The organism is uncultured Bacteroides sp. (genome assembly GCF_905207245.1).
Classification (GTDB): Bacteria; Bacteroidota; Bacteroidia; order Bacteroidales; family Bacteroidaceae; genus Bacteroides.
Genome location: NZ_CAJLKP010000063.1, coordinates 24,038 through 36,182, shown reverse-complemented (window position 1 = coordinate 36,182; position 12,145 = coordinate 24,038). Strand labels below are relative to the sequence as shown.

General features: G+C 46.5%; 5 protein-coding genes. 2 read left to right on the top strand and 3 right to left on the bottom strand.

Annotated elements, in window-relative coordinates:
* Positions 1–207: 207 nt before the first annotated feature.
* From QZ135_RS17505 to QZ135_RS17495, 3 genes are all read right to left on the bottom strand, one after another.
* Positions 208–2,580, bottom strand: a complete 2,373-nt coding sequence (locus QZ135_RS17505) for a glycoside hydrolase family 127 protein (RefSeq protein ID WP_294612131.1) — start codon at positions 2,578–2,580, stop codon at positions 208–210.
* Positions 2,581–2,676: 96 nt separating this feature from the next.
* Complete coding sequence (locus QZ135_RS17500) at positions 2,677–4,758, bottom strand: hypothetical protein (protein ID WP_294612129.1); 2,082 nt, start codon at positions 4,756–4,758, stop codon at positions 2,677–2,679.
* Positions 4,759–4,809: 51 nt separating this feature from the next.
* Positions 4,810–6,729 (bottom strand): alpha/beta hydrolase-fold protein, encoded by a 1,920-nt coding sequence (locus QZ135_RS17495; RefSeq protein ID WP_294612127.1) that lies wholly within the window; start codon positions 6,727–6,729, stop codon positions 4,810–4,812.
* A 404-nt stretch (positions 6,730–7,133) separates the two neighbouring features.
* On the opposite strand from QZ135_RS17495, the gene QZ135_RS17490 reads away from it, so the two are divergent.
* Both QZ135_RS17490 and QZ135_RS17485 read left to right on the top strand, forming a co-directional pair.
* Positions 7,134–9,026: a glycoside hydrolase family 97 protein gene (locus tag QZ135_RS17490; protein WP_294612125.1), complete on the top strand. Its 1,893-nt coding sequence runs from the start codon at positions 7,134–7,136 to the stop codon at positions 9,024–9,026.
* A complete protein-coding gene (locus QZ135_RS17485; RefSeq protein WP_294612123.1) occupies positions 9,023–12,127 on the top strand; it encodes a glycoside hydrolase family 2 TIM barrel-domain containing protein in 3,105 nt (1,034 codons plus the stop codon). Before QZ135_RS17490 ends, QZ135_RS17485 begins: the two co-directional genes overlap by 4 nt.
* Positions 12,128–12,145: the final 18 nt, after the last annotated feature.

The window sequence follows — 12,145 nt, the reverse complement described above, 5'->3', positions numbered from 1 at the left end:
AAGTCTAAACGGTCGGGGAATAATAAAATTTCACCCTCATTATATTGTTTAAATTGAACTTTTTGCATATCTTTGACTAAGTATATTTTATGCGTTTGGTAGCCTAAATATACATAAAAGTTCTCTCATATCAGTGGATAGAGAGAACTTTTTTTCGAGGGGGAGCTTTTTAGTCAACCCCTTGTTTATTGAACAGTAGCCATCTTGCTACTGTTTAATGAGTCTTACTTCATATATCTCACCTATTTGCTTGTTTGGTTTTGCCACAAACTTGACGCGTACTTGTTTCTTATCCTGCAAAAGAGTATCCGGAATGTCATAGGTTTCTGCTTTGAACTCCGATATGCGGTATTTGCCGGTGTTATTGATGGAACGGAGAAATACATCGTCAATATAAATATCGAACTCATGGCTTTTCCATTCGCCCACTCCCCAATACTTGAGGCGTAGCTTGAGGTCAGTCAGACCATCGGTTTGCATGAGATAGCTAAAATAATGTCCGTTGCGGGCGTCTCGGTAGAAGACATTATTTGTATTACCGGTGTATGATTCGTCGGTCTCCATCTTGTGGTCGGTCTCCGGTTGCTGTTCGCCTGGCTGCACTTTGTCGACAGTGCTTGCTTCGAGTGCCTGGCGTTCCTGTTCCTGCTTGGCAATGTTATCGATGTACTGCTTGTAACTGCCTTCGGTGAGGGCAAGCCAATACATCATATAGCGAGAGTCATGAATTTCGAAGAATGGTTGTAATTCTCCTTCAATCTTGTTCTCCATGCGGGTACTGAGTGTGAAGTGTAGCGGTTTACCAGGCACAGGAGTGAGCTGTGACGGGATACTGGCAATGTCATTGTTGATGAGAATTGGAGCTTTATCAATAGGCTGTTTGGGACCACCTGCATACTGCCCGAAGCGGCTATCATCCGCTATGAGTGAAGCCATCGACTCTGTACCGGTTTTCATACCGAGAAGGATAGGTCCATGCATGAGAGCAACGTACTGCGGTTCGTTGGGTAGATAGCGCAGGGATGAGTGCATTGGGAAATGGATATTCACCACATCGCCTTTTTTCCACTTGCGATTGATGCTGACGTAGGATGACGGGCCTGTAATGATGTCGACAGGTTTTCCGTTTACACTAACCTTGAATTCGCCCGGATGTACCCATCCCGGATAGCGCACCATGAGATTGAATGTGCCTTTGCCTTCCGCAATAGTAACAGTACTGTTTTCAGAATAAGGGAAAGCCGTCTCCTGACGTAACGTGATGCCACGTTCCTTCCAATCGAGCTGCGAAGCCGTATATAGATTCACGAAAAGGGCATCGCCCGCATGGGTGTAGATAAACTGTCCGTACTTGCCATGATTTTCCATGCCGGTGCCGACACAACACCACATTGCTTCATTAGGAGCAGAGTAGTTGCGATAGTGGCGGGGACGGGCAGGCGTGAAATAGACGTAGCCTCCATGTTCCGGATGCTGAGTGGAGAGTATATGGTTGAACGTGGCGAGCTCGTAGTAGTCGGCATACCGCGCTTCAGGATTACGGCGATGAAGGTCTTCTGTAAGTTTCAACATATTGTTGGTGTTGCAACTCTCAGGACCGTCAATGTCGTTGATAAAATCCATGCAAGCATCTCTGGCAGGAAAATGTTCACGACGGCTGTTTCCGCCAAATGCAAGGCTGCGTTCGCCTGTTACGATATCCCAGAAGAATGAACTTGCCGCATGATAATCCTCATTTCCCGACAGTTCGGAGATACGCTCAAAGCCGATAACTTTGGGTACCTGTGTATTGGCGTGCATATTGTCGAGACAGTCCTGCCGCTGCGACATAGGAGTAAATAACCGTTTGTGAGAGAAACGCTTTGCGCAGTCAAGGTATTTCTGTTCGTGAGTAATGGCATACGCATCAGCAAGCACCTCGTTCATGCCGCCATGTTCATTGCCAAGCATCCGTTCCATCTGTTCGTCCGATAGGCGCGATGTGATGTCGACCGCCCAATTGCAGAATTGCAGAAAAAGAGTCTTTGCCTGCTCGTTGCCGCAATATAGCCATGCGTCGCGCAAGCCGGCATACATCTTGTGCAGGTTGTAGAACGGTGCCCACGATCCGCTGTATACGCGGAAGTCTCCGTCTTTAAAGTTGTTCCAGATATTCTGGCTGTTAGGCATTCCACCCATGTAGCCAACACCCCATTGGGGATGATTCTTGCAATTGGCTTCGGCACATTCGGCAATTTCACTGATAATGTACTCCATACGTTTGCGGCATTCTTCATTGCCGGTGGCTGCATTGATGGCCATAGCTGTGAGGTAATGCCCTCCCACATGTCCGTCCAGTCCGTCCCAGTTGGGATAACATTTTGCTTTGGGCGTCAACCCCGCCTCTTTTCGATAGGGAGCCATCAAACGGTCGCAGTCGTACTTGAGCAATGTCTCGATATTTAGGTCACGGGCATGTTTCAACGGTCCTTCGAGGAGTGTTATTTGCGAGAGCGGAAACTCGTTGGAATACAATTTATCTTGTGCATTTATTCCTGTAGCAGCACATGCCAGTAATAGAATGATAAATGTTTTTTTCATGATTACATTTTGTTTGTATAGTCAAATAGAAAGTATTGCGGATTTCATTTCACAAATCGGTTCTATTTGACTATATTCTGATTGCTGTTTATATTCTTATGCAAGAGGACTAAACACAATCTTATATGTTTTAACTACCCCTTTATAGTCGAATTTCACAATAGCAGTTCCGGAAACCGATGTTGCCTGAATAATCTCTACTTTCACATTCTTATCGGTCGCTGATGCCGACACAGTAGGTATTTCGGTTGTTCCGGCGGGAAGTTTGTAGACAGCCTCATAGATGTCATAGCCGGTGATACCATTACTTTCGGTAGAGCGCACAGGAGTTTCCGGTACTTCAATTGCTTTCCCGTTTACTTCGATATTTACTTTGGGAACAACCGGACGAACGATTTTCTTTTTGTTGGAGCTGAATCCCAATCCGGCTAAATCAAAGAGATCGCCGGTCTCCTGGCTTTCAGCAACGAGGTAAATTGCATGTTTCTTGTCCAGATGGTCAACAAACTTCGATACGTCGATTGTAAACTGTGTTGTTTCCTGTGCCGAGTTGGCGGGAACAACTATCTCACCTATCTTCGTTCCTTTCCAGGTTTCGTTGTCCCACGGACCGTCTAACCAAACGTTCACTTTAAACGTCTTTGATGTTTTCGGTGCAAGGAAGAGATTGAAGGCTGTTTTGTTTCCCTTTTTGGTTCCTTCGAAAGCTTTCAAACCCAGTTTGTCTTTGTTCAATCCGCCGAAACCGAAGTACTTATATCCCATTATATGGCCGTTCTTCACGTTTGTGATAGGAGCGTGGTTATCCCAGATGTCCCATGAATCCTGTTGGATACGTCCGTCGGAGAGATAACATGCGAATCCTGCGGAATAATACTGATAAGGATCAAGACCAAATATGTGGAATCCTTCCGAGGTTACTTCCGCTCCTTTGTATTCATTCCCCTGGCTGTCCTTGGCTGTCCAGATTTTATCTTTTGCATACGGGTCGTAAGCTCTGATGGAAACTTTACCGCCTTCCGATGCCGGTTTCTTATCCCATTCCACATGAATCGGAGCTACCATTGACTGGCGCGCGTTTCCGAAGCCACGGGGCGGGCGGTGATAGAATACGTACCATTGACCGTTGATGAGTTCTATACTTCCATGCGTATTGTGTCCTGCATTAGTTGTTTGCAGTCGTGAACCGTCCTGGTTCAATACCGGTGCACGCGAGTCGACCAGGACGCCGCCGCTCTTCCATGGGCCAAGCGGGGAATCACCATAAGCGTAACGCAAAGTGGAGTTGGAGCTACCCAATCCATAGTCGGGACCTGAATGTCCGCTGTAGATAGTCACATATTTATTTCCGATCTTACGTATGGACGAAGCTTCAAAGAAATTGAATGATTCGAGATCTTCTCCGGGAAAGATATGCGGATAGGAAATATTCTTCGGACCGCGGTTGTTGCCTCTGCGGATGCCTGCTGGCATGAAATAAGGAATCACCTCTGTGCCGGGGCGTACGGAATACATGGTGTTCTGATCCAGCTGAGCGGCTAATGAACGTTGGAATCCCCAGTATCCATAGGCTCTGAATCCGATTTCATAATCCGGGTCGTTCGGGTCTGTGATATATTCGATATATATAGACGGGTCGAATCCCAGAATACTGCCGGGAAGGGTTTTCGTGCCGTCGGCAGTCAGGTTGATGGGTGTAAAAGGTCCGTCGGGACGGCTTCCTTTAGCCACCATTGCTTCTCTGTCTCTGCCGCGGCTGTGCGGGAACAGATAATATTCTTTTGTGCCGTCCTTTCTTTTCACTTCAACAAGGTCAGGAGCGTACATCACATCCCATTGTCCTCCTACCTGATAGGTGAAGATGGGGCCTTCGTCACGCCAGCTTGATAAATCTTCCACAGGTGCCGACCACATCCTGATGTCCGGCCCGCAATAACTGCCGAAGCGGACATCGTGCGAACCGATGATGTAAGCGCGGAACTTTCCCGGATTGTCGGGGTCTTCAAAAACACGGGGTTCTCCGTCCGGCAGATGCTCCCATAACGGCAGGTACGGGTTACCCGCTCCATGATAAACAAACTTGGATGTGTTTTGCTTGCCATTACCTGCCGTCACTTTGGGCATTGCAAACATGGCAATAACTGCGAATAATAATAAAACTACTTGCTTCTTCTTCATAATCAAATTAATCTTTATATACGTAAATATTATGTTTCTTTAGGGGTACTGTTATTGGTTGAATAGTAATTGTGCGAAACTATAGAGGTTGTTTCTCCATACCGGCCAAGTGTGTCCGCCCGGATATTCGGAGTATGTGTATTTCAGTTTCAGTCCATCAAATTCTTTGAGCATGTTCTGGCAGTTCTGGTATGCAATGTCTTCTTTGCCTCCCATGGCAATCCAGAGTAATCTTAGTTGGGTGTCGATGCCGGTTTTGTTTTTGCTGATGAATTCGTATTGTGCATCGGCGGTTTTCTGGTAGAAAGGTAGCCAGCCGGAGCTGAACACGCCGAGATGCGAGAATAAGTCTGTGTGATACAGTCCGGCATAAAGCGTCTGGATGCCTCCCATCGACAATCCTGCAAGCGCCCGGCTGTCCGCTTCTTTTCTGACGCGGTAGTTCTTTTCTACAAATGGGATGACGGCCTGCGTCAGTTCGGCTTCGAAGGCTTTGAGCGCACCGCTGTTAAATCCGGCTGAGGCCATATTGCCATCGAGCATTACCACTAACATAGGTTTGGCTTTTCCTGCTGCAATCAGGTTGTCCATAATCAGGTCGGTCTTTCCTTGTGTAGCCCAGCCGCGTTCGTCTTCCCCACCGCCGTGCAGGAGGTACAGAACGGGATATTTCTCGTCCGTACGGGTGTCGTATCCTGCCGGAGTATATACGAAGAAGCGTCTCCACGAGCGGCTTACTTCCGAATAATAGCGCTTCATGCGGATGTCGCCATGCGGCACGTCTTTCAGCGCATAGTATTCTCCGCCTTCAAAAGGCACTTCGATGCCGCTTGCCATGCGCCCCATGCCATAGAAGGTTTCGCTACCGGGGTCGGCCACTGCCACACCGTCTATCAGGAGCGAATAGTAGTGGAAACCTTCTCCCAAAGAGTCTGTAACCGTTTGCCAGATGCCGTTTTCCTGTCTGGTCATGTCATATTTCCGTCCCAGGTCCAACTGAACCTTTTGTGCTTCCGGTGCTTGTATGCGGAATATGGCACGATGGTCTGCCGTCAGTTGCGGGTACTTGGAGTTGCGTACATTGGTCTCCGCACGCATGCCGTGAATGCCGTATTGGTCGAAGCTTGAGGTGTTTACCGGTTTGAAGAGCAGTTGGGAGAACAGATATAGGTCATTCTTCCATACATTAAAGTCGTGCCCGCCCGGTTCTACATAAAAGATATGGGGCACCTTGTGCTGTTGCAGATAAAGATGGGTGCGTTCGCTGAAAGACATCAGACCGTCGTTGTCGCCACATGATATCCACAATAGCTTTAGTTGCTGCCTGGCTGTTTCAGGGTTCGGCACAAGCGTTTCGGGCGTCTTTGTGTTGGGTGCGGATGAGAAACCTCCCACCCAGGCAAACTTATCCAAATTTCCCAGTCCGAAGTTCAGGGACTGTCCGCCGCCCATTGACAAGCCTGCGATGGCGCGACTTTCACGATTCTTGATGACGGGGTATTTCTTTTCGATGAAAGGAATCAGGTCGTTCAGCAAGTCTTTCTCGAAGATGGCGAAGCCTTCTACTTTGTCGGGTGCCATGATGTTGCCCGTGGCGCGGTCATCCTTTATGGCTCTGCCATTGGGAAATACCACAATCATGGGTTCCAACTTGCCCTCGGCATACAGATTATCCAGAATAACCTGAGGATTGCCGTTCTTCAACCATTCCAGTTCGTCGCCGCCGATGCCGTGCAACAGATAAAGAACAGGATATTTTGTCTTCTTGGTGAAGCCGGGCGGTGTGTAAACCAGTGCTTTCCGTTTTGTACCTACAGTTTTCGAGTCGTAACTCACTGTGTCTACCTTCCCTTTGGCTATTCCTGCTTTTTCAACATCGAAACCAGTCCGGGAATGGGGGATAGGGCCTTGCGCCCATGTTCCTAAAGAGTACGCCAATGCGCAAACTAAGAGAATTGCTATGTGTTTCATGATATTAATTTTTATATTACAAATGTACCCCATTCCCTTTTACCCGCCCAATAGTTATGTTACACGTTTGTTTTCTGTTGTTACATCATTGTTAAAATGTTGTTTAGGGATGTTACATCGGGTTATCCGGCTTCTACCTATAATCAGTTGTATTTGAGCTGTTTATTCATAAAGCTTTATGAACGCGTTCATAAAGCTTCCGGAACACGCTTGGAAAGCTTTATGATTGTGTTCCAGAAGCTTCAGGAACAGATTCGATAGGAAAGGGGGATAGATGCATAGGGTATGCCAGAAGGTTATTATTATCTGAAATTGAAAATGGATTATCTAAAATTGCAAATCCATTGGAGGATATTCGCCTATCTTTGCTGTGTATAATATCTGAATGATAAAAGAGAGAAATTATGAATCTACTAAGGAAAACATGGATGATGCTGGTTGCCGTTATGATTAGCTCGTGTTATACGGAAACACTTGACATTGTTTCTCCTGACGGGGACCTGAAGGTCACAATGGAACCCGCCGAAGAAAATGCTTTTGGCGAGGCCGCTTTTTCAGTGGACTATAAAGGAGGGCGTATTCTTTCCCAGTCAACATTGGGGTTGGAAACCGATACACAGGAGTTGGCCGGAAACCTGAAATTGAAATCCGTTTCTGCAGTGAAGCGTGTGATTGATGACTACAGGATGATAACAGGAAAACGCAGCCATTGTGTGAACGAAGCTTCCGAGCGAATCTATTCTTTTGAGAATGAAGCGGGACAGACATTGGAAGTTACATTTAGGGTGTATGATGACGGCATTGCCTTTAAATACGGAATAAATGCTGCTGTCGATGAAGAAAACGTCATTTATGAACATACCACATATACTGTTCCGAAAGGTGCCAGAAGATGGATGCAGCAGTACGATCCAGGCTACGAAAAATTCTTTCCCTTATCGACAGATGGAAAACTCACCAATCGTCCGGAGGTTAACCTCTGGGGATATCCGGCACTTGTAGAACCACAGGATTCAGTGTTTGTGTTGATAACAGAAGCAAATATCAGGCGCGGGCATTGCGGCTCTCTTTTGTATAATGGGGGGCATTGCGATAGCTATCAGGTGCGCCTGGCTGATAAACAGTCGATTGGCGATAGCCTGTGGGAATCTCCTTGGCGGCTGCTTATCATAGGAGACTTGTCCGATGTAGTGGAGTCCACATTGGTGACCGATGTCTCCGACCCTTCCAAGGTGGAGGATACGGAATGGATAAACCCCGGAATGGTGTCGTGGATATATTGGGCACACAATCACGGTTCCAAGGATTATCAGATAGTGAAAGAATACATCGACCTGGCCACCCGCATGAAGTGGCCCTATGACCTGATTGACTGGGAGTGGGATGAAATGGGAAATGGGGGCAACCTTCAGGATGCTGTGAAGTATGCTTTGGAACAGGGCATTAAACCGTTGCTATGGTATAATTCGAGTACAAGCTGGCTTGGTCCCGGCCCTTTATACCGGCTGAATAAGAAAGAAGACCGGGAGAAGGAATATAAATGGCTGAGTGACATGGGAGTTGCCGGTATCAAAGTAGACTTCTTCACGGGTGATAGTGTTTCCACCATGAACTATTATATGGATTTGCTGGAGGATGCGGTGAAGTACAAGCTGATGCTTAACTTCCATGGTGCCACCATCCCTCGCGGCTGGCAACGTACATATCCCCACCTGATGTCGGTGGAAGGGGTGTATGGTGCTGAGTGGTATAATAATAATTCGATACTGACCAACCGGGCGGCCGAACATAATGCCACGTTGCCTTTCACAAGAAACGTTGTAGGGTCGATGGACTATACTCCGGGAACTTTTTCCGATTCACAGCATCCGCATATCACATCGCACGGGCATGAACTTGCGTTACCCGTGATTTTCGAATCGGCTTTGCAGCACATGCCCGACAGGCCTTCGGTTTATGATAACTTGCCGGAAGCAGTAAAACATCTTCTGTCTGAGTTACCCACTGCCTGGGATGATACGAAACTTTTGGCCGGTTATCCCGGAGTAGAAGTTGTCATGGCACGGCGCAGAGGGGATGTATGGTATATTGCAGGTATTAATGGGACTAATGAACCGAGAACACTTCGTGCCTCCCTGGCGGCTATTCCTGTAAGTGGTAAGCAAGTGTCTTTGTTCAAGGACGGCACTGATGACAGGAGCTTTGCTATTGAAGAAAATATTCCCTTGTCGGATGAAGAAATCGGTTTGGAGATAAAATGCCTGCCTCGCGGTGGTTTTGTAGCTATAATAAAATGATGAAAACAAAATGTTTGAGGCTTTTGCCTGTTATATGTCTTGCGTTTCAGGCACATGCTCAGCAATTGCCTGATTGGGAAAATCCGAATGTGATAGGAATCAATAAAGAAGAGTATCATGCCACGTTGACGCTTCCTTCCGGGAAGGCTGGATGTGACGAGATTGTATCATTGAATGGAACATGGAAGTTCATGTGGTCTGCTGACCCGGAAAAGCGCCCGGCTGATTTCTATAAGAGGGATTTCGATGTTAGCGGATGGGACAATATCGCCGTACCCGGCACCTGGCAATTGCAGGGGTATGGGAAACCTATCTATACTAACTGGACTTATCCTTTTAAGAAAGATCAGCCAAGGGTGACGGGAGAACCGCCGAAGCATTTCTTCAGTTATGAAAACCGTAATCCGGTAGGCTCTTATGTGACTACGTTTGATGTTTCGGAAGAAATGAGAGGTAAGCGGTTGTACCTGCATTTCGAAGGGGTGAAGTCTGCCATGTATGTATGGGTAAACGGGGAAAAGGTAGGATATAGTGAAAACTCCATGGCTCCGGCTGAGTTTGACGTTACCCGATATGTGAATGAAGGGCAAAACCGTTTGGCAGTGGAAGTCTACCGTTGGTCTGACGGAAGTTATCTAGAAGATCAGGATATGTGGCGTTTCAGTGGAATTTATCGTCCGGTAGAGCTGTGGGTTCGTCCTGAGACTCATATAAAAGACTATTCGTTTGCCACTGAGCTGTCGGATGACTTCTCGTCGGCAGACTTTAAGGCGAGAATCTGGCTGCGGAATTCATCGGAACATAAATCCGGCAAGTTGAATCTTGAAATGATATTGAAGGGCAAAAACAGACGGGGAGAGAAAGTGACGAAAAGGCTGACCGCTCCCGTAAAGAATTTGCCGTCTTCATCCGTCAAGTGTTATTCTTTATCCTTTGTGTTGGAAAATCCGGAGCTATGGTCGGCAGAGAAACCCAATTTATATGATATTGAGATAAGACTTTACGACGGAAAGCAGGTGGTTGAAGAGTTATACTCACATTGGGGAATATGGAAGTGCGAAATTGAGGGGAACACTTTCAAGTTTAATGGTAAGCCCGTTAAACTGAAAGGAGTGAACCGGCACGAGCATCATCCCCGTACCGGTAGGTTGGTGGATAGGGAAACCATGGAAAAGGACTTGAAGCTGATGAAACAAGCCAACATCAATATGATCCGTACTTCACACTACCCTAACAGCCCGTTGTTTTATGAACTGTGTGACAGATATGGTTTCTATGTGATGGATGAGGCTAATCAGGAAAGTCACGATTATGGTTTAGGCAATAAAATCCTTGGTGATAACCCGGAATGGATGTCAGCACATGTGGACAGGGCTCTTGCACTGGTGCGACGTGACAAGAACCATCCTTGTGTGGTTTTCTGGTCTTTGGGCAATGAAGGAGGTGCCGGCTGCAACATGAAAGCTATGGCAGATACGATACGCTCCATAGATGCTTCACGTATTATTTTCTGTGATACCGATCTTTCTGTGTCGGCTTTTAACGACCCCTCTTACTATACTCCCGGAAAGCTTAAAGAGTATGCCCGTGAAAAACGTGATAAACCTATCTTTATGCGTGAGTATGCCCATGCCATGGGAAATTCAGTAGGTAATTTGCAGGAGTATTGGGATGTCATTGAGACTAATGCTCACATTGCAGGTGCTGCTATTTGGGATTGGGTTGACCAGGGAATTGCAAAGAAAATAAATCCGGGATATGAAAGGGAAGTGGAGAATTCGGGTTCTTTGTTATTGAAGAAAGGTGAATTCTGGGCTTATGGAGGAGATTTCGGAGATTTCCCCAATAATGGGAACTTCTGTTTCAATGGTTTGATTGGAGCTGACCGTGTCCCTCATCCGCACTACTATCAGGTTCAGAAAGTATATCAGAATATCGGTTTTTCACTCGAAGCTCCTAACAAGGTGCGTCTCATCAATAAATATGAGTTCACGGCTTTGGATGAGTTCGATTATGAGTATGCGTGGTTGCAGAACGGTGAGCTTGTTAAGTCGGGCAAAGCATCTATTGTGGGCGGAGAATATTTGGATATTCCCTCTTTCGCAGGGGCGGGTGAACTTTTCCTGAATGTGTTTGCCAGACTGAAACAGGGTACATGCTGGGCTGAGAAAGGTTTTACTGTTAGTAAGGAGCAATTCCAGGTGAATGTAAGCAAGCCGGAACCTATTGCCTCAGAGGGGGGAAATGTTGAAGTGAATGCGTCTTTGTCCGCTATTGAAGTAATGGCTGGTTCGGATTGCTTTGTAATTGATGCGAAATCCGGTGCTCTGGCAAGTTGGAAGAATGGTGGAACGGAACTTCTTTATGCTCCTTTGGAACCTTATTTCTGGAAACCGGCGAATGACAACCAGATGAACAATGGGTATAACAACCGCTTGGGAGCATGGAGAAATGCCGCTGCCGAACGTGTGGTTGAACATATTGATTATTCTGTAAAGAACGGGCTGGCTATAGTAGAAGCGAATATGTCATTGCCTGCAGTAGGTGCTGCTTATCGGTTGCGCTATACCATAAACGGAAGTGGAAAAATACAGGTAGAAGCTTTCTATAAACCGGAAAAAGAAAAAATCCCATTGATGCCTAAATTCGGAATGAGGATGCGTTTGCCTTCTTCTATGAATTATATCAAATGGTATGGTCGTGGTGAATTTGAGAATTATCCGGATAGGAAAACGGCTGCTTTTGTCGGTTGTTATGCGGCGGATGTTGATAACTTTATCACAGACTATGCTTTTCCGCAGGATAATGCAAACAGGTGCGATGTCCGGTGGTTCTCACTGAATGACAAGGAGAACCGGAAGATAAAGGTGGCAGGTTTGCAACCGCTCTGTTTTCGTGTGTGGCCTTATAGTGAGGAAGACTTGGAGAAGAACAGACATGCTTATGAATTACCCGGGCGTGATTATTTGAATGTGAATATTGATTTGAATATCCATGGTGTGGGAGGGGTTGACACTTGGGGTGCAAGAACGCTGGATGAATATACAATTGACGGCAATCAGTCCTATTATTACGGTTATATAATGGAGTATTCTGATTGATAGTCGTTTATTTATCTA

What these genes read in the sequence shown, in the direction of transcription:
- QZ135_RS17500 (WP_294612129.1), bottom strand. Translation starts at nt 4,758, where the DNA reads ATGAAGAAGAAGCAAGTAGTTTTATTATTATTCGCAGTTATTGCCATG.
- QZ135_RS17485 (WP_294612123.1), top strand. Translation starts at nt 9,023, where the DNA reads ATGATGAAAACAAAATGTTTGAGGCTTTTGCCTGTTATATGTCTTGCG.
- QZ135_RS17505 (WP_294612131.1), bottom strand. Translation starts at nt 2,580, where the DNA reads ATGAAAAAAACATTTATCATTCTATTACTGGCATGTGCTGCTACAGGA.
- QZ135_RS17495 (WP_294612127.1), bottom strand. Translation starts at nt 6,729, where the DNA reads ATGAAACACATAGCAATTCTCTTAGTTTGCGCATTGGCGTACTCTTTA.
- QZ135_RS17490 (WP_294612125.1), top strand. Translation starts at nt 7,134, where the DNA reads ATGAATCTACTAAGGAAAACATGGATGATGCTGGTTGCCGTTATGATT.